At 45.0% G+C, this 18,451-nt stretch carries 14 protein-coding genes and 3 tRNA genes; 12 read left to right on the top strand and 5 right to left on the bottom strand.

Annotated features, from left to right (window positions below):
* A complete protein-coding gene (locus tag L5M49_RS07390; RefSeq protein WP_263205662.1) occupies positions 1–960 on the bottom strand; it encodes a DmsE family decaheme c-type cytochrome in 960 nt (319 codons plus the stop codon).
* A gap of 440 nt (positions 961–1,400) precedes the next feature.
* On the opposite strand from L5M49_RS07390, the gene L5M49_RS07395 reads away from it, so the two are divergent.
* The 3 genes from L5M49_RS07395 (at position 1,401) to glnS (ending at position 5,814) form a co-directional block, all read left to right on the top strand.
* A complete protein-coding gene (locus L5M49_RS07395) occupies positions 1,401–1,640 on the top strand; it encodes a ferrous iron transport protein A (protein ID WP_028760477.1) in 240 nt (79 codons plus the stop codon).
* Positions 1,633–3,927, top strand: coding sequence for a Fe(2+) transporter permease subunit FeoB (gene feoB / locus L5M49_RS07400; RefSeq protein WP_263265758.1), 2,295 nt, complete (start codon positions 1,633–1,635; stop codon positions 3,925–3,927). The genes L5M49_RS07395 and feoB overlap by 8 nt, the downstream gene beginning before the upstream one ends.
* 216 nt (positions 3,928–4,143) lie before the next feature.
* A complete protein-coding gene (glnS, locus tag L5M49_RS07405) occupies positions 4,144–5,814 on the top strand; it encodes a glutamine--tRNA ligase (protein ID WP_263192837.1) in 1,671 nt (556 codons plus the stop codon).
* A 179-nt stretch (positions 5,815–5,993) separates the two neighbouring features.
* On the opposite strand, the gene L5M49_RS07410 is transcribed toward glnS, so the two are convergent.
* Positions 5,994–6,590, bottom strand: coding sequence for a Yip1 family protein (locus L5M49_RS07410; RefSeq protein WP_105252940.1), 597 nt, complete (start codon positions 6,588–6,590; stop codon positions 5,994–5,996).
* A gap of 283 nt (positions 6,591–6,873) precedes the next feature.
* On the opposite strand from L5M49_RS07410, the gene miaE reads away from it, so the two are divergent.
* Entirely contained in the window at positions 6,874–7,644 is a 771-nt protein-coding gene (miaE, locus tag L5M49_RS07415) for a tRNA isopentenyl-2-thiomethyl-A-37 hydroxylase MiaE (RefSeq protein ID WP_028760473.1), read from the top strand.
* 158 nt (positions 7,645–7,802) lie between these two features.
* On the opposite strand, the gene L5M49_RS07420 is transcribed toward miaE, so the two are convergent.
* Together L5M49_RS07420 and L5M49_RS07425 are read right to left on the bottom strand one after the other, a co-directional pair.
* The gene (locus L5M49_RS07420) at positions 7,803–8,528 is read right to left on the bottom strand and encodes a UDP-2,3-diacylglucosamine diphosphatase (RefSeq protein ID WP_198572191.1); all 726 of its coding nucleotides are present in this window, start codon (positions 8,526–8,528) and stop codon (positions 7,803–7,805) included.
* An 8-nt stretch (positions 8,529–8,536) separates the two neighbouring features.
* Positions 8,537–9,031: a peptidylprolyl isomerase gene (locus L5M49_RS07425; protein ID WP_198572192.1), complete on the bottom strand. Its 495-nt coding sequence runs from the start codon at positions 9,029–9,031 to the stop codon at positions 8,537–8,539.
* A gap of 140 nt (positions 9,032–9,171) precedes the next feature.
* Here L5M49_RS07425 and cysS point away from each other — a divergent pair, with 140 nt between their 5' ends.
* Positions 9,172–10,551: a cysteine--tRNA ligase gene (gene cysS / locus L5M49_RS07430; protein WP_263138180.1), complete on the top strand. Its 1,380-nt coding sequence runs from the start codon at positions 9,172–9,174 to the stop codon at positions 10,549–10,551.
* A gap of 148 nt (positions 10,552–10,699) precedes the next feature.
* On the opposite strand, the gene folD is transcribed toward cysS, so the two are convergent.
* Positions 10,700–11,554: a bifunctional methylenetetrahydrofolate dehydrogenase/methenyltetrahydrofolate cyclohydrolase FolD gene (gene folD, locus L5M49_RS07435; protein WP_263265759.1), complete on the bottom strand. Its 855-nt coding sequence runs from the start codon at positions 11,552–11,554 to the stop codon at positions 10,700–10,702.
* Between the two features lie 364 nt (positions 11,555–11,918).
* Between folD and L5M49_RS07440 the strand changes: the two genes are divergently transcribed.
* The 7 genes from L5M49_RS07440 to lon all read left to right on the top strand — a co-directional run bounded on the left by L5M49_RS07440 (position 11,919) and on the right by lon (position 18,392).
* Positions 11,919–11,995, top strand: a tRNA-Pro gene (locus tag L5M49_RS07440).
* Between the two features lie 116 nt (positions 11,996–12,111).
* Positions 12,112–12,188: transfer RNA gene (locus L5M49_RS07445), tRNA-Arg, on the top strand.
* A 9-nt stretch (positions 12,189–12,197) separates the two neighbouring features.
* Positions 12,198–12,273 (top strand) — tRNA-His (locus L5M49_RS07450).
* 261 nt (positions 12,274–12,534) lie between these two features.
* Positions 12,535–13,839, top strand: a complete 1,305-nt coding sequence (gene tig, locus L5M49_RS07455) for a trigger factor (RefSeq protein ID WP_263265760.1) — start codon at positions 12,535–12,537, stop codon at positions 13,837–13,839.
* Positions 13,840–13,928: 89 nt separating this feature from the next.
* Positions 13,929–14,537 (top strand): ATP-dependent Clp endopeptidase proteolytic subunit ClpP, encoded by a 609-nt coding sequence (gene clpP, locus L5M49_RS07460; protein ID WP_063883148.1) that lies wholly within the window; start codon positions 13,929–13,931, stop codon positions 14,535–14,537.
* An 84-nt stretch (positions 14,538–14,621) separates the two neighbouring features.
* Positions 14,622–15,902, top strand: a complete 1,281-nt coding sequence (gene clpX / locus L5M49_RS07465) for an ATP-dependent protease ATP-binding subunit ClpX (protein WP_028760467.1) — start codon at positions 14,622–14,624, stop codon at positions 15,900–15,902.
* Between the two features lie 132 nt (positions 15,903–16,034).
* A complete protein-coding gene (gene lon / locus L5M49_RS07470) occupies positions 16,035–18,392 on the top strand; it encodes an endopeptidase La (RefSeq protein WP_105252934.1) in 2,358 nt (785 codons plus the stop codon).
* Positions 18,393–18,451 lie beyond the last annotated feature (59 nt).

Here is an 18,451-nt window from a genome sequence, read left to right on the forward strand (position 1 = left end):
TTATCTCTGCAGTAATTTGCCAGAAGGATGGTTAGAGCCATGCACTTGTCCATGACAATTCATACAGGAATTACCAGAAGTGAAGGCATTGGTTTGATTGCCAAAATAGGCATTACTGCTATGGCCATCCGAAGCGTGACACTGCTGACACAGTTGTGGCGGTTTGCTGATCAGCATGGCTTCGTTCACGCTGCCATGGGGATTGTGGCAATTAGCGCAGTTGTCGGTGACGGGGGCATGTTCCCACAGTTTAGGGCCGCGCTTTTCGGCATGACAGCTATAGCAATTTTCATTAACACTCATTTGCTTCAAGCTTGAATCGTTTAAACTGCCGTGGGGATTATGGCAGTCACTGCACACCATTTGTTGCCACTGTAATGGATGCGCCGAGCGCTTGTGCATATCGGCTTTTTGTTGGGTATGGCATTGGGTACAAATGGCGACTTCATTGGCTTTATCGCTGATAGGATCTTTTGCGGTATGCACTTGATGGCAGCTGCTACAGACGACATCGGCGTTATCGTGGTGATTGCCTTTCCATGCGGTACGTTGACTGTCATTGTGGCAACTCATACAGACACTGTTTTGCTTTTGCGCGGGAACAGGGGAGTTTGCGCCAAAGGTGATCATCGGCTCTTTGCCACCTTTATTATGATTCCCTAACGGGCCGTGGCAGGCTTCGCACTGCAAATCGGCCATGGGTGAACCTTTCACCTTGGGGTTGCCATGAACCCCCTCAAATATCGCCATCACCACGGCACTTTTTTTGTGGCACATCAGGCAAGTATCAGCGCCTTTAGCGGAATACTTACCTTCGGCGAATTTTTTGTCTAATGTCGCAACAACTTCTTCTGGTTTTTTGTCATCCCAAGGGGTCGCTGAGGCCGAAACGCTTGCGATTGATAACAAAATACATAGCATAGCCTTAGCTATGCTTCTGAACTTTAGCCCTATTTCCATGGTTATGTTTTCCCGAGTGCATTTATATTTGTTATTTTTACGCTTTCGACATTGCTAATTTAGCTTATTGAGCTCGGTTAATATTAGAACAAGTGCGTGACACGTGCTTAACATTGCGTGGTCTTTTCACTGTAAAGAGGGATGATTTTACAGGCGATATAGATTAAGTGTGATTTTGATCACACTTGTTTCGGGTGGGATTTGTTTACAGCGTTTTGACTTCTGTGCATCGCTTTATAGTCACTAATGCAAAGGTGCAGATTTTTATTTTCGGTTGGTCGTTTATTCATTGGAATTTTTATCACATAATACCCAACACAATTGAAAACTATTATCGTTACCAATCAAAAATCTTGATCTAGGTAAAGTTATTAGTGTCATCGCTCGGTTACAATGGGCGCAGTTTTTCGAGCTGAACCTGTTGCAAGGTGGAATACGTAATGAAGTTAAGCGAACTCAGTCCCGGCGATCGCGGTCTTATTTCTGAAGTGGGGCGTTTGGCGCTGCCACAAACCGTGAAGCGCAAGTTGTTGTCCATGGGGATCACGCCAAATACGCGTTTTTTATTGATCCGATACGCACCTATGGGCTCTGGTCTCGAACTGGATATTCGTGGTAGTAAACTTTGTATGCGCAGAGATTTGGCAGACATCATTGAGGTGGAAAAGACGAATGGCTAAGCAGTTTCATTGCGTCACAGTAGGAAACCCTAACGCGGGTAAATCTACACTCTTTAACGCGCTAACAGGCGCAAATCAACAAGTGGGTAACTGGTCTGGTGTTACGGTCGAAAAAAAGACTGGTCATTTCACCTTAAACGGTGCTGACGTCTATCTGACAGACTTACCGGGTATTTACGACCTTCTTCCTGCGGGTAATAGTTGCGATTGTTCACTTGATGAGCAAATTGCGCAGCAATACCTTGCCGAGCAACGTGTCGATGGCATTATCAATTTAGTTGATGCCACTAATATCGAACGTCACTTATATCTCACTGCCCAATTGCGTGAACTCGCTATCCCTATGGTGGTGGTGCTGAATAAAATTGATTCGGCTGTCAAACGTGGGATTAAAGTCGATTTAAAGAAAATGAGCCAAGAGCTGGGTTGCCCTGTAATTGGCGTGTGTTCGCGAGATCCTGCCGATGTCGCTAAAGTGCAGGCACAGGTACTCGATTTACTTCAAGGCCGAGTCTCAGAAGCCCCATTAGTGCTTCACTACGATGAACAAATTGAAGCGGGCGTGCAGTTACTCTGCAGCAAAGATACCCAATTAAGTCGCGGCCGCGCTTTGGCTATGCTTGGTAATGGTTCGGGTTGTGGTAGCTGTAAAAATGCTGAATTGCAGGATGAAGTGAATTCCTGTACTCAGATTATCGCTCAGCAAGGCCATGATATTGAAGTGATGGTGGCGACCACGCGCTTTAATTTCGTTGAACAAGTTTTTCAAGGTTCAGTGAAAGAGTCAGGGTTCCTCACCCTCAGTGACAAATTAGATAAACTCGTTTTACATCCTGTGCTTGGCATTCCTGTGTTCTTGTTTGTGATGTATTTGATGTTTATGTTCAGCATTAATATTGGCAGTGCTTTTATTGATTTCTTTGATGTTTTTGCTGGCGCATTGTTTGTCGATCACTTCGGTTCATTCTTGACGAGCATGGGCTCTCCAGCTTGGTTAGTCACTATCTTAGCGGGCGGTGTCGGCCAAGGCATTCAAACCGTATCAACCTTTATTCCTGTTATTGCGGCGCTTTTCCTCGGTTTGTCGATCCTCGAAAGTTCTGGCTACATGGCACGCGCTGCATTTGTGGTTGACGGTTTAATGCGTCGTATTGGCCTGCCTGGTAAAGCATTCGTTCCTATGATTGTCGGTTTTGGTTGTTCAGTGCCTGCAATTATGGCGACGCGAACCTTAGGCAGTGAGCGTGAGCGTATTGTGACAGGGATGATGGCACCATTTATGTCCTGTGGTGCACGTCTTCCTGTTTATGCACTATTTGCGGCGGCTTTCTTCCCTGATTCAGGTCAGAATTTAGTCTTCTTGCTGTATATTATTGGTATCTTTGCCGCTATCGGTACGGGTTTATTACTCAGAAGCACTTTATTACCCGGCAGCAGTAGCGCTGTGGTGATGGAGCTGCCAAGTTATGAACTACCTAAGCTGAAAGCTGTTATGGTTCGTACAGGTAAACGCACTAAGAGTTTTATCTTAGGCGCAGGTAAAACGATTGTTCTAGTCGTGACCTTATTGAACTTCATCAATGCTATTGGTGTTGATGGCACATTTGGCCATGAAGATAGCCAAGCATCTTTGCTGAGTGTCGCGAGTCAAAAAATCACGCCTATCTTCTCGCCTATGGGCATAGAGCAGGATAACTGGCCTGCAACCGTCGGTATTATCACGGGTATTTTCGCCAAAGAAGCGGTTGTTGGTACCTTAAACAGTCTATACAGCAGCGCGGCGCCGACAGATGAAGAACTTGCACCATTGAGTGAAAGCTTTAATGCGGCTCTGGCAACGATTCCAGCTAACTTGTTTGGTTTAGATCTTGAAGATCCGCTTAAACTGTCGGTCGGTGATTTAACCAATAAAGAAACCGTTGCTGAAGAACAAGGTGTTGCGACATCGACTTTCGGTGCTTTACAAGCAGGTTTTAGTGGTAAAGTTGCGGCTTTCTCCTATTTGCTGTTTATCTTACTTTATACTCCTTGTGTTGCGGCAATGGGCGCCTTAGTGCATGAGTTTGGTTCTCGGTGGGCGACGTTCGCGGCAACGTGGACTTTCTCACTGGCTTATGGTTCTGCAACGGTAGTTTATCAAGCCGCTACCTTTACGCAGCACCCAGTTCAATCAAGTCTGTGGATTGGTTTCTTCTTGTTTGCATTAGCCGCTTTTTATCTGTGGTTGAAACGTAAGGGTAAAAGAAGCCAGCAGATTATTCCTGGGATCCGCATTATCACCGAGTAAGATTTACTGAGTCAGCATGACTGAATAATAAATGTCAGCTTAGTTAGGTCAAAGATAAAAGCAGCTTTCATGGCTGCTTTTATTGTTTTACTATCGCGGTTATAACCCTAAACAGTCAAAAACCAGAGTTTTTAACCCTAGGCATTGTAACTAGTAGTGATCTGTAGGATCATGCTGGTTTTCTTAAAATTGCCATTGTTCGCAAAGAGGAATTCCATGAGTCATGTGGACACTGAAGTACGTCCGAGTAACTTTATTCGTAATATCATAGATGAAGATTTACAAAGCGGTAAGCACACGAGTGTACAGACTCGTTTCCCGCCGGAACCGAATGGCTATCTTCATATTGGTCATGCTAAATCTATCTGCTTAAATTTTGGGATAGCGCGAGACTATAACGGTCTGTGTAATTTACGTTTTGACGATACTAATCCTGAAAAAGAAGACATTGATTATGTGAATTCTATTCAGGCGGATGTGCGTTGGCTTGGATTCCAGTGGGATGGTGACGTTCGCTATTCATCAAACTATTTTGATCAGTTACATCAATATGCGGTTGAACTGATTAATAAAGGTTTGGCTTATGTGTGTTTTTTGAATGCAGATGAAACCCGTGAATACCGTGGTACGTTAAAAGAGCCAGGTAAAAACAGTCCTTTCCGCGACACATCAGTCGAAGAAAACCTCGCCTTATTCGCTAAGATGCGCGACGGTGGTTTTAAAGAAGGTGAGTGCGCATTGCGTGCCAAAATTGATATGGCATCGCCATTCATGTGCATGCGCGATCCTATCATCTACCGTATTCGTTTTGCCCATCATCATCAAACAGGTGATAAGTGGTGCATTTACCCAATGTACGACTTCACGCACTGTATTTCTGATGCGTTAGAACATATTACCCACTCTTTATGTACTTTAGAGTTCCAAGACAACCGTCGTTTATACGACTGGGTGTTGGATAATTTGAATGATTTTCAAGCGCCGAATCGTACTCGTCAATACGAGTTTTCACGCTTAAATCTCGAATATACCTTGATGTCTAAACGTAAGCTGAACGACCTTGTGACCCGTAAACTCGTGTCAGGTTGGGATGACCCACGTATGCCAACGATTGCAGGCTTACGTCGCCGTGGTTACACACCGGCTTCAATTCGTGAGTTCTGCCAACGTATCGGCGTGACTAAGCAAGAAAATATGATTGAAGTCGGCATGTTAGATGCGTGTATTCGTGAAGAATTGAACGAACATGCACCGCGTGCGATGGCCGTATTACGTCCATTGAAAGTCATCATTGAAAACTATGCTGAAGATGAACTTGAGTACATTCAAGCGGCCGCTCATCCAAATGATGAGAGCATGGGGACGCGTGAATTAGCCTTTGGCCGAGAAATATTGATTGATGTGGCTGACTTTAAAGAAGAAGCCAACAAACAATACAAACGCTTAGTTACAGGTAAAGAAGTGCGTTTACGTAATGCCTATGTGATTAAAGCTGAACGTTGTGACAAAGACAGTGAAGGTAATATCACGACGGTTTACTGTACTTATGATCCTGAAACTTTAGGTAAAAACCCTGCAGATGGCCGTAAAGTCAAAGGCGTGATCCATTGGGTTGAGGCATCTACTGCTAAGCCTGCTGAATTCCGTCTCTATCAGCGTTTATTTACCGATCCTAATCCTGCTGCGGCAGAGACTGTGGATGAAGTGTTGAACCCTGAATCATTGATCGTTGTACAAGGTTTTGCAGAAGCAAGCTTAGTGAATGCACCTGCAGAACAAGCCTATCAGTTTGAGCGTGAAGGCTATTTCTGCGCTGACAGCAAAGATTCATCGCCGGATAATTTAGTGTTTAACTTGACCGTAGCGCTGCGTGATTCTTTCGAGTGATTTTGCTTAAGTGGATCTGTTTGACTGAATGAGTCAAACAGATCTGCTAACTCGCTCAGAGCGTTAATTCAACTCAAAAAAGAAGGCCTTTGCGGCCTTCTTTTTTATTTTCTGCTACAAATCAATTGCGACGCAGAGCTTGAGTTGCTGTTGATTAAATTTGTGATGAATTAAAATGGTTATTGGTACATAGGACCAAAGCCTAAGCTCCATAAAATGACACTAGTTGCCATTAGCCCCACCAAGAGTACTAAGCCTGCTGTCACCATAGAGCTGGCGTAGATAAAACCTTTCTCTTCGGGGATATTCATAATGATAGGCACCCCCGCGTACAGTAAATACACTGAGTAGGCTAAACCAATCAACCCTACTATCATGATAAACCATAGCACTGGATATAATGCGGCTAAACCGACCATAAACAACGGGGTTGCAGTGTAGGAGGCGAGCTCTAATGCTTGGGTGTAAGTTGGGTTAGCATCGAAGGTTTTTGCCATCCAATAGGCTAAATAGGCAAGGGCGAATACGCCTGCAATCAGGCCTAAATACATGCCTGCGGACATAAACAGGGCGCTTTGTGGTGTAAGGTAAATAGGATCGCCAGCGCCAGGATTCCAGCCAATGTAAGCCGTAGCTATATAGCTGCACACCGCCGGAATTAAGGCGATAAGTACTACATGGCTTAAGCTACTTTTCAGTGCCTCATGGTTTTTTTCAATTGTTTGCCACTCTTGTTTTGGATGAGTGTATAGCCCCATTAAGTGATTCAGTATCATTATAATTATCCTTGTTCAGCATTGATGAATGGCTCGCCAAACGTCAGACGAGCTGATAACAGCTCTACAATCGAGGTTAAAATGGTGTCCTGTCTCTTTATCCATCGATTGGTTACACATAGAGAAGTGAGAGGCTGTGTGATCAGGATCTCAGTTCTTTAGAGTGTAGATTATTTATTGAACAAAAAGTTCAGCGCGTCAAGTTTACTTAAGCCTAATGCTATAGCTTATGAGTAAATATGCGTAAAATAGTGCGATATTCAGAATGATATTGAGTGAGTCCATGCTGCAACTTCTTGCCCCCATCCACGCATTTCTTCACTGTGAAACACCGCAAACTTGGATTGATGTTGCGATAAAATCAGATTCCTTGGATGAGTTGCTGATCGACCATTGTAACTGTGAGTTAAAAGCCGCTCAGACAGCGATTTTTTTGCTACGAAAATATGCGTTAGATAAAGACAGTGGTCGAGCTCTGTTGGCGTGGGCTAAACCCTATGAAGAGTTTATTTATTCGCAAGAACATGATGTGGAAAGTTTTTTAGCCCGTGATGTGAAAAAGAATGAGTTGGTAACTGACCTTATACCTAAGCCCAACTTTAAGTTTGCTGCGAATTTAGTTTCACCTTTAATCCGCTTGATTAAAGAAGAGTTTCATCATTTTGAACAAGTATTGGATTTAATGCACAAGCGCAGTATTGATTACCGCAATATTCGCGCGGGTCGTTATGCCAAGGGCATGATGAGTCATGTGACAACCCATGAGAAAGATATTTTGCGGGATAAGTTGATTGTAGGGGCATATATTGAGGCTCGCTCGTGCGAGCGCTTCGCTAAACTCGCGCCTTATTTAGACGGTGAGCTGAGTAAGTTTTATGTGTCACTGCTGCGCTCTGAAGCGCGACATTATCAAGATTATCTTGCGTTAGCTCAGTTGGTTTCACCTGAGGATATTAGCGAGCGAGTGAAGTACTTTGGCGAGTTAGAAGCTGAGTTGATTTTGGCGCAGGATGATGAGTTTCGTTTCCACAGTGGGTCGCCTCTACTAAATTAATTTGAACGGCTTTGCTTCCCCAAACGAGTAGAGTTAAGTCCATATAGCTGAAACGATTAACGGTTCTAACAAACCATTAATCACAGTATTTTCAAGCTATTAAAGCTAAAAATTTAAGCTTAAGTAACGCTAAATGAGGCCTACTTAAGCCTATTCCTTTAGGTCATCGTCGGGTCGAAGGGTAAGGACTGTAAATTAATCCCTTCAGCGCTCACACTGAGCACACTGCCTTGCTCATACCAATCGCCAACCACTATACGCTTACAGCCATTGGCAAGTTGATGAATGGCCGGTCTGTGAGTATGACCGTGGATCATATGCTTAGTGTGTGTCTTGGCAAATAACACATCGACCGCATTGGGCTCTACATCCATGATAGTGTAGCTCTTTTGCTTATTGCTGTTCTTGCTCTTGCTGCGAATTTTATCAGCAATGCCCTGACGGGTTTTCTTGGATAAACAACCATACAGCCAACGAGACAGCGATAAACTGCGCAGTTTTCGAAAGCGTTGGTAGGCCTTATCTAAAGTACATAAGCTGTCGCCGTGCAAAATTACAGTGTCGACACCGTATAAATTGAGGCGAGTGACTTCGGGTAAAATTTGCATGCCTGCGGCGCGCGCAAATTGTTTGCCTAGCATGAAGTCACGGTTGCCATGGATAAAATACACGGGCAACTTTTGTGATACTTGCTTGAGTTTTTCGGCGATGTCGAGGGCAAAAGGCAAGGCAATATCATCACCAACCCAGACTTCAAACAAATCGCCTAGGATATAAAGGGCGTCGGCATCATCGAGTTCAGTGTCGAGAAAGCGAGTGAACGCTTGGGTGATATCAAGGCGATCTGCACTCAGGTGCAGATCGCCTATAAATAGAGTTCGCATTCGCCGTATTATGCCGCGACGCTGACTTTTTCAATCACAATGGCTTCTAATGGCACATCTTGATGCATACCACGGTTGCCTGTGCTAACGGCTTTAATTTTTTCGATAATGTCCATGCCTTCAACGATTTCGCCGAATACGCAGTAGCCCCAGCCCTGTGAGGTTTCTGATTTAAAATCGAGGAAAGTGTTGTCGTTCACGTTAATGAAGAACTGCGCAGTAGCTGAATGTGGATCTGAAGTACGCGCCATAGCGACAGTACCAGTACGGTTTGATAAACCGTTATTGGCTTCGTTCTTCACTGGCTCGTTACAACGCTTTTGGCTCATGTCTTCGTTGAAGCCACCACCTTGGATCATGAAACCGTCTATCACACGGTGGAAGATAGTGCCGTCGAAGAAACCTTCGTCAACATATTTCATGAAGTTTGCTACTGTTAACGGCGCTTTCTCAGCGTTCAGTTGCAGTTTAATGTCGCCCAAATTAGTGTGTAATGTGATCATGTTTTCATACTCAGTGTAAATAGTGGCGCGATTCTAACTTATCTCGGATTGCGCGCAAAGTGCAGTATTCAAAACCTGTCAGGCCGTGATAGACTGACTCCTTGATTTTACACCTGAATGTATCATTGAAGAGAATATCGATGTTGAAGATTTACAACAGTATTACCCGCCAAAAACAGGAATTTAAGCCAATTAATCCCGGGAAAATTGGGATGTACGTGTGTGGTGTGACCATATACGATCTCTGTCATATTGGTCATGGCCGTACTTTTGTTTCCTTCGACATGATAGTGCGCTACCTGCGTTACGCGGGTTATGAAGTGAATTTTCAGCGCAATATTACTGATGTTGATGACAAAATCATCAAGCGCGCTAACGAGAATAACGAAAGCTGTGAAGCCTTAACCGAGCGTCTTATTGGTGAAATGCACCAAGACTTCGATGCCTTAAATATGTTGCGCCCCGATTTTGAACCGCGCGCGACCCTTCACATTGCTGAAATCATCGACATGGTTGAGTTATTACTCGCCCGTGGTCATGCCTATGTGGCGAGCGATGGTGATGTGCTTTTCAGCGTGGCCTCATATCCTGATTATGGCCGTTTATCGGGCCAGAATTTAGATCAACTGCAAGCCGGTGCTCGGGTTGAAGTGGACGAAACCAAGCAAAATCCAATGGATTTTGTGTTGTGGAAAATGTCTAAACCTGGCGAACCAACGTGGGAATCTCCATGGGGACCGGGTCGTCCTGGCTGGCATATCGAATGTTCGGCCATGAACAGCAAACATTTAGGTTTGCATTTTGATATCCATGGCGGCGGCTCTGACTTACAGTTCCCACATCATGAGAATGAAATCGCCCAGTCTTGCTGTGCCCATGACACACCATACGTCAACTATTGGATGCACACTGGCATGGTGATGGTTGACCGTGAAAAGATGTCTAAGTCCTTAGGCAACTTCTTCACCATTCGAGATGTGCTTGGTCACTATGATGCTGAAACTGTGCGTTATTTCTTATTATCGGGCCATTATCGTAGCCAACTGAACTATTCAGAAGATAACTTGAAACAAGCGCGTTCAGCCTTAGAGCGTTTGTATACGGCGATTAAAGATGTCGACTTAACTGTCGTTGCGGCGCCTGCAGAAGAGTTTGTCGCTAAGTTTAAAGCGGCGATGGATGATGACTTTAATACACCTGAAGCCTATTCAGTCCTTTTTGACATGGTGCGTGAGATCAATCGTTTAAAACTGACCGATATGGCACAGGCATCTGCGTTAGCGGTCACCTTGAAGCAATTAGCGGATGTGTTAGGTCTATTAAGCCAAGAGCCAGAGGCCTTCTTTCAAGGCGGCGGTAGTGACGATGAAGTGGCCGAAATCGAAGCCTTAATCGTTGAGCGTAACCGTGCTCGTACCGAAAAGGATTGGGCTGCTGCGGATGTGGCGCGTAATCGTTTAGATATTTTGGGCGTTGTGCTTGAAGATGGTCCAAGTGGCACCACTTGGCGTAAGAAATAAGCTTATTCGCTATATTTTTAATTCAAGAAAATCTTCAGTAAATAAAAAACCTGCATCATGCAGGTTTTTTTATGCTTGCTAGAACCTAGAACCTAGAACCTAGAACCTAGAACCTAGAACCTAGAACCTAGAACCTAGAACCTAGAACCTAGTCATGATACTGCTCGGCAGCATATAAGGTGTTTTCTAATAGGCTTGCAATCGTCATCGGGCCAACACCGCCGGGGACTGGAGTGATAAAGCTGGCATTTTGCGCTGCAATGTTATATTGCACATCGCCGACTAAGGTGCCGTTATCTAAACGGTTAATGCCTACGTCAATGACGATAGCGCCGGGCTTGATCCACTCGCCAGGAATAAAGCCAGGTTTACCCACAGCAACGACCACGAGATCTGCCTGACGGATTTTTTGCTCGAGATTCTTAGTGAAGCGGTGGCAAGTAGTGGTGGTGCAGCCAGCCAGCAGCAACTCTAAGGTCATTGGGCGGCCGACAATATTGGATGCGCCAACCACAACAGCATCTAAACCATAGGTATCAACGCCAGTGGATTTGATGAGTGTCATTATGCCCATTGGGGTACAAGAGCGCAGCACCGGAATACGCTGGGCTAAACGGCCGACGTTGTACGGGTGAAATCCATCGACGTCTTTATCTGGGCGGATACGCTCGATGACTTTTGAGTCTTCGATATGTGCGGGTAATGGCAGTTGCACTAAGATGCCATCAATTGTCGGATCATCATTAAGACTATCAATCAGGTTGAGTAATTCATCTTCAGTGCAGTTTGTTTCTAAATCGTATGAACGAGAAATAAATCCAACTTCTTCACAAGCCTTACGTTTACTACCAACATAAACTTGTGATGCCGGATCGGCTCCCACTAATATTACGGCTAAACCCGGTACGCGTTGTCCAGCCTCTTTGCGGGCGGTGACTTTTTCGCTGAGCTTAGTGCGGATGGATTGAGCAATCGCCTTGCCGTCGATTATTTGGGCTGTCATGGGTGTAGGATATCCTTTATATGGGCGATGGTGAAAACAGTAGTTAACACAGAGATTGGCAATCGTGGCTATTTTAACAGGGCACAGCTACTGTGTCATGGTTAAAGCCGTTGCCAAGTGGATAAAAAAAACCAGATTAGCCTGATAATTCAGCACCTAGAGTCGAACGATAAAAAAATCGTTGACGGGTGTAAAGTGAGGGGATAAGATGCGCTCCGTTCTCAGGCAGATGTGTTCATCTTGCGCTGAAACTTTCATGCAAGACCTTCGGTGATTAGCGCAGTCCGATAGTGCATCCAGATTTTGGATGAGAGTGGACCAGAGGAAACCCTCTGAGTTGATACCAAGTAAAATGTAAGACCTTCGGTGATTAGCGCAGTCCGGTAGCGCATCTGGTTTGGGACCAGAGGGTCAGAGGTTCGAATCCTCTATCACCGACCACTTTATTATCGTTTGCTTCGATGAATTCAAAATAATTTGAACTAAAATAGGCAAATGATAGGGTTAGCATAAATGCTTTCCAAATCGGTTAGGATACAGAAAATTCTGTAAACCATGCGCCCGTAGCTCAGTTGGATAGAGCACCCGCCTTCTAAGCGGGTGGTCGCAGGTTCGAATCCTGCCGGGCGTACCAGTTTCATTGGTGATTGTAGCTCAGTTGGTAGAGTCCCGGATTGTGATTCCGGTTGTCGTGGGTTCGAGCCCCATCAGTCACCCCATTTTTAGTACTTTGAGTACAAATTAAATAAAGCGACCTTGTGTCGCTTTTTTTATACCCCAGATTCGGCTGTTGAGGCTCGACTCTGCAGAAAACGGTGGCTATAATGTCGCGTCTTGATAGATATCAACTATGAGCGACCTGTGCCTAAAACCAGTTGTGGTGGGCATTGTAGTCAAATTTAATGATCAAGAAACGAATACCTGAATAGTTGATGAATCGGCTATTACAAAGGACGTTAGACAAATTTCGAGGTAAAACAATGCAAGTTTCTGTTGAAGCAACCCAAGGCCTAGAGCGTCGCCTGACCATTTCTGTTCCTGCTGAACAAATTGAAAAGCTGGTTAAAGACAGTTTACAACGTGAAGCTAAGCGTGCTCGTATCCCAGGTTTCCGTCCTGGTAAAGTGCCTGTTACTGTTATAAACAAACGTTACGGCGCAGCGATTCGTCAAGACATCATGGGTGAAGTGATGCAACGTAACTTCATCGAAGCAATTATTGCTGAGAAGTTAAACCCAGCGGGTGCACCGACTTTTGTTCCTGGTTCTACTGATGGCGAAAAATTCGAATTTATCGCTACCTTTGAAATCTATCCAGAAGTTGAGCTGAAAGGCTTAGATGCAATCGAAGTAGAACAACCAAAAGCTGAAGTGACTGACGCTGACGTTGACACTATGATTGAAACCTTACGTAAACAACACGCGACTTTCGCTGCTGTTGAGCGTGAAGCTGCTGATGGCGACAAAGTGAAAATGAACTTTGTTGGCTCAGTTGACGGTGAAGAATTTGAAGGCGGCAAAGCTGATGATTTCGAACTGCAATTAGGTAGCGGCCGTATGATCCCTGGTTTTGAAACGGGTATTTTAGGTCACAAAGCGGGCGAAGAATTTGTTATCGACGTGAACTTCCCTGAAGAATATCACGCTGAAAACCTGAAAGGTAAAGCGGCTAAGTTTGCGATTACGCTGACAGAAGTGCAAGCGGCTAACCTGCCAGAAGTAAACGATGAGTTTGCTGCTCTGTTTGGTATCAGCGAAGGTGGCTTAGAAGCCCTTAAAACTGAAATCCGTAAAAACATGAACCGTGAACTTGAGCAAGCGTTAAAAGCTAACGTGAAAGAGCAAGTGATCAATGGTCTGTTAGCTAACAACGATATCACTTTGCCAAAAGCATTGATCGATGGCGAAGTTAACGTTTTGCGTCAACAAGCCATGCAACGTTTTGGCGGCCAATCGGCTAACATGCCAGAACTGCCAGCTGAATTGTTCACTGAACAAGCTGCACGTCGTGTTAAAATCGGTCTGCTATTAGGCGAAGTCATCAAGACTAACGAACTGAAAGCGGAAGATGAACGCGTACAAGGCTTGATCGCTTCTATGGCTTCAGCCTACGAAGATCCAAGTGAAGTAGTTGCTTATTACAACAGCAACAAAGAGCTGATGCAAAACATGCGCAACGTTGCTTTAGAAGAGCAAGCGGTTGAAGCACTGTTGAAATCTGCCAAAGTGACCGAAAAACAAGTCGCTTTTGAAGAATTTATGAACAAGGCTACCGGTCGCGCATAAGCTAAGCTTGACTTGATTAGCTGTTCGCCATTTATAATGGCTCGTATGAGGCTCCTCATGCGAGCCATTTTTATTTAGGGAAGTGAATAATGCATAATGCGTCAGACATACAAAGTGCTTTAGTGCCTATGGTGATCGAACAGACTGCTAAGGGTGAACGCTCATACGATATTTATTCTCGTTTGTTGAAAGAGCGGATTATCTTTTTGGTAGGTCAAGTTGAAGAACACATGGCAAACCTTATCGTGGCGCAATTATTATTCTTAGAATCAGAAAGCCCAGATAAAGATATCTTTTTATACATTAACTCCCCAGGTGGCTCTGTCACCGCAGGCATGGCGATTTATGATACCATGCAGTTTATCAAACCGAATGTTAGCACTGTCTGTATTGGCCAAGCCGCTAGTATGGGCGCTTTCTTGTTAGCCGGTGGTGAGAAGGGTAAGCGTCACTGTTTACCAAACTCTCGCGTGATGATCCATCAACCGCTGGGTGGTTTCCAAGGTCAAGCATCAGATATTGCTATTCATGCCAAAGAAATCTTAGGCATTAAAAATAAGCTTAACCTAATGCTCGCTGAACACACAGGTCAACCGCTCGAAGTGATTGAACGCGATACCGATCGTGACAACTTCATGAGTGCAACTCAAGCCGTCGAATATGGCTTAGTTGACTCTGTGATGACGAAACGCGGCTGATTTTTGCTTTTGACTGAGCTATGCTTTGTAAAAGTTAAGCAAATTTAAGACAGGCAGTAGAGCAGACTGCAAATGAGGTAATTAATGGGCGACAACAAAAATAATGGTGACAGCGGTAAATTGCTGTACTGCTCTTTTTGCGGAAAGAGCCAGCATGAAGTCAGAAAACTCATTGCTGGCCCATCAGTGTATGTATGCGACGAATGTGTTGAGTTATGTAACGACATCATTCGCGAAGAGATTAAAGAAATCTCTCCAAAGCGTGATAGCGATAAATTACCGACACCACATGAGTTGCGTGCACATTTAGACGATTATGTTATTGGCCAAGACAGAGCGAAAAAAGTGCTTTCTGTGGCAGTGTATAACCACTATAAGCGTTTAAAAAATGCATCGCCTAAAGATGGTATCGAGCTGGGTAAGAGTAATATTTTGCTTATCGGTCCAACGGGTAGCGGTAAAACCCTACTGGCTGAAACCCTTGCGCGCTCACTCAATGTGCCTTTCACAATGGCAGATGCTACTACGCTGACTGAAGCGGGTTATGTGGGTGAAGACGTTGAAAACATCATTCAAAAGTTGCTGCAAAAGTGCGACTACGATGTTGAGAAAGCGCAGCGTGGTATCGTTTATATCGATGAAATCGATAAAATTAGCCGTAAGTCAGACAATCCATCAATCACCCGTGACGTATCGGGTGAGGGTGTACAGCAAGCGCTGCTTAAGCTGATTGAAGGTACTGTTGCCGCGGTTCCACCACAAGGTGGCCGTAAGCATCCACAGCAAGAATTCTTACAAGTCGATACTTCTAAGATCCTGTTTATCTGTGGTGGTGCGTTTGCTGGGCTTGAGAAAGTGATTGAGCAACGTGCGCACGTTGGCTCGGGGATTGGTTTTGGTGCACAGGTGAAAGGCGAGAAAGAGAAAGCGACGATCTCTGAAACCTTATCGCAAGTAGAGCCTGGCGATTTAGTCAAATACGGTTTAATCCCTGAGTTTATTGGTCGTCTACCAGTGGTTGCGACTCTGACTGAGCTGGATGAAGAAGCTTTAGTACAAATTCTATCTCAACCTAAAAATGCCCTAACTAAGCAATACAGTGCGTTATTTGAGATGGAAGGGGTTGAGCTTGAGTTCCGCGAAGATGCGCTTAAAGCGATTGCTCACAAAGCCATGTCTCGCAAGACAGGTGCCCGTGGCCTACGCTCCATCGTTGAAAGTATTCTGCTGGATACTATGTACGATATCCCATCCGTTGACGGTGTGGTGAAGGCCGTTGTGGATGAATCAGTAGTGAAAGGGGAGTCTGCCCCAATCTTGATTTACGAGCACAATGAGGCCCAAGTGGCATCAGGCGAACAATAATTGTACTGATCGCTAATAAACTGAAAAACAAGGAGTCCAATGGACTCCTTTTTTCGTATTAGCCATTGAAACTCCATAAAGCGTCCCAATATACTCCAGTATTAATCCATTTCACCAAAACGGAATCGAACTATGACCCAAGAGCGTGAAGCGCATATCGAACTCCCCGTGCTGCCACTGCGAGATGTGGTGGTCTATCCCCATATGGTAATTCCGTTATTTGTCGGACGAGAAAAATCTATTCGATGTCTCGAAACGGCAATGGCGCAGGATAAGCAAATTATTTTAGTGGCGCAGCGTGATGCCGAGCTCGATGAACCATCAAAGGATGACATCTTCGAAGTGGGTACGGTTGCCTCTATTTTACAGTTACTTAAGCTGCCAGACGGTACAGTCAAAGTGCTGGTTGAAGGCGGTCGTCGCGCCCGTATTACCCGTTATACCCAAGAAACAGAATTTTTTGTGGCTAAGGCTGAGTATCTGGAATCAGAACCGCTGGAAGACAAAGAAGAAGAAGTGTTAGTGCGCAGTGCTATTGGTCAGTTTGAAGGTTATATCAAGCTGAACAAAAAGATCCCGCCAGAAGTCTTGACCTCTTTATCGGGTATCGATGAAGCGGCGCGTCTGGCCGATACTATGGCCGCACACATGCCACTTAAGCTTGAAGATAAGCAATCTGTGCTTGAGATGGTCAACGTCGGCGAACGTCTGGAATATCTAATGGCGATGATGGAATCGGAGATCGACCTATTACAGGTTGAGAAACGTATCCGGACTCGCGTTAAAAAACAGATGGAAAAGAGTCAGCGTGAGTACTATCTGAACGAACAGATGAAAGCCATCCAGAAAGAACTGGGTGACCTAGATGAAGGCCATGACGAATTTGAAGCCTTAAATCGTAAGATTGAAGAGGCTAATATGCCCGCTGAGGCGAAAGAGAAAGCTCTCGCCGAGCTTAACAAGTTACGCATGATGTCACCAATGTCGGCTGAAGCGACGGTTGTTCGCAGTTATGTCGATTGGATGACGGCTGTGCCTTGGAGCCAACGCTCTAAAATCAAACGTGATTTAGCCAAAGCCCAAGAAGTACTCGACACCGATCATTTTGGCCTTGAAAAAGTCAAAGAACGTATCTTGGAATATTTGGCAGTCCAAAGCCGAGTGCGTCAGCTTAAAGGGCCAATCCTGTGTTTAGTGGGGCCACCAGGTGTGGGTAAAACCTCGCTAGGTCAATCGATCGCTAAGGCGACCGGTCGTAAGTATGTGCGTGTTGCCCTCGGTGGCGTGCGTGATGAAGCGGAAATCCGTGGTCATCGCCGTACTTACATTGGGTCTATGCCGGGTAAAGTCATTCAAAAGATGGCTAAAGTCGGCGTGAAAAACCCGTTATTCTTGCTCGATGAAATCGACAAGATGAGTTCAGATATGCGCGGCGATCCGGCTTCTGCTTTATTAGAAGTGTTAGATCCTGAGCAAAATGCGACCTTTAACGATCATTACCTCGAAGTCGATTACGACCTATCCGATGTGATGTTTGTTGCAACGTCAAACTCTATGGATATTCCTGGGCCACTTCTTGACCGTATGGAAGTCATTCGTTTGTCGGGTTACACCGAAGACGAGAAGCTGAATATTGCTAAGCAACATTTGCTGAATAAGCAAATTGAGCGCAATGGTTTAAAAGCCACTGAAATTAAAGTAGATGATAGTGCTATCGTTGGCATTATCCGTTATTACACCCGTGAAGCGGGTGTGCGTTCACTCGAGCGTGAATTGTCTAAGATTTGCCGTAAAGTCGTGAAAATGATTTTGCTCGATAAGTCTGTCAAGTCTGTGACTGTCAACCAAGAGAATCTTAAGTCTTTCCTTGGTGTGCAGCGCTTTGATTACGGCAAAGCCGAGTCTAAGAACCAAATCGGTCAAGTGACTGGCTTAGCGTGGACTCAAGTGGGCGGTGACTTACTGACGATTGAAGCAACCTCAGTGCCAGGTAAAGGGAAGTTAACCTATACCGGTTCCCTTGGCGACGTGATGCAAGAGTCGATTCAAGCAGCGATGACAGTTGTTCGCGCCCGTGCGGAACAATTAGGTATCAATGCTGATTTCTACGAGAAGCGTGATATCCACGTGCATGTGCCAGAAGGTGCGACACCCAAAGATGGTCCATCTGCAGGTGCGGCAATGTGTACCGCGTTAGTATCAAGCTTAACGGGTAACCCCGTGCGTGCTGATGTGGCCATGACAGGTGAAATAACCTTACGTGGTGAAGTGTTACCTATCGGTGGTTTGAAAGAAAAACTGCTAGCAGCACACCGCGGCGGCATAAAATTGGTGCTTATTCCAAAAGAAAATGAGCGCGATTTGGAAGAAATTCCTGCCAATGTGATTGCCGATTTAGAAATTCGTCCCGTGCGTTGGGTCGATGAAGTGTTAAAACTGGCCCTAGAAAGACCAGTGGAAGGCTTCGAAGTGGTTAAAAACTTGGCATAACGCAAGAAATTGCGCTATCACGTTAAAAAAAATGAAAAAAGGGGCTTAACAAAGCGCAG

Source organism: Shewanella sp. SM74 (genome assembly GCF_025653725.1).
Taxonomy (GTDB): Bacteria; Pseudomonadota; Gammaproteobacteria; order Enterobacterales; family Shewanellaceae; genus Shewanella; species Shewanella oncorhynchi.

Excerpts from the sequence above, each read along its gene's own strand:
- L5M49_RS07390 (WP_263205662.1), bottom strand. The coding sequence starts at position 960 with ATGGAAATAGGGCTAAAGTTCAGAAGCATAGCTAAGGCTATGCTATGT.
- folD (WP_263265759.1), bottom strand. The coding sequence starts at position 11,554 with ATGACAGCCCAAATAATCGACGGCAAGGCGATTGCTCAATCCATCCGC.
- clpP (WP_063883148.1), top strand. The coding sequence starts at position 13,929 with ATGCATAATGCGTCAGACATACAAAGTGCTTTAGTGCCTATGGTGATC.
- lon (WP_105252934.1), top strand. The coding sequence starts at position 16,035 with ATGACCCAAGAGCGTGAAGCGCATATCGAACTCCCCGTGCTGCCACTG.
- miaE (WP_028760473.1), top strand. The coding sequence starts at position 6,874 with ATGCTGCAACTTCTTGCCCCCATCCACGCATTTCTTCACTGTGAAACA.
- tig (WP_263265760.1), top strand. The coding sequence starts at position 12,535 with ATGCAAGTTTCTGTTGAAGCAACCCAAGGCCTAGAGCGTCGCCTGACC.
- glnS (WP_263192837.1), top strand. The coding sequence starts at position 4,144 with ATGAGTCATGTGGACACTGAAGTACGTCCGAGTAACTTTATTCGTAAT.
- L5M49_RS07425 (WP_198572192.1), bottom strand. The coding sequence starts at position 9,031 with ATGATCACATTACACACTAATTTGGGCGACATTAAACTGCAACTGAAC.
- cysS (WP_263138180.1), top strand. The coding sequence starts at position 9,172 with ATGTTGAAGATTTACAACAGTATTACCCGCCAAAAACAGGAATTTAAG.
- clpX (WP_028760467.1), top strand. The coding sequence starts at position 14,622 with ATGGGCGACAACAAAAATAATGGTGACAGCGGTAAATTGCTGTACTGC.
- L5M49_RS07420 (WP_198572191.1), bottom strand. The coding sequence starts at position 8,528 with ATGCGAACTCTATTTATAGGCGATCTGCACCTGAGTGCAGATCGCCTT.
- feoB (WP_263265758.1), top strand. The coding sequence starts at position 1,633 with ATGGCTAAGCAGTTTCATTGCGTCACAGTAGGAAACCCTAACGCGGGT.
- L5M49_RS07410 (WP_105252940.1), bottom strand. The coding sequence starts at position 6,590 with ATGATACTGAATCACTTAATGGGGCTATACACTCATCCAAAACAAGAG.
- L5M49_RS07395 (WP_028760477.1), top strand. The coding sequence starts at position 1,401 with ATGAAGTTAAGCGAACTCAGTCCCGGCGATCGCGGTCTTATTTCTGAA.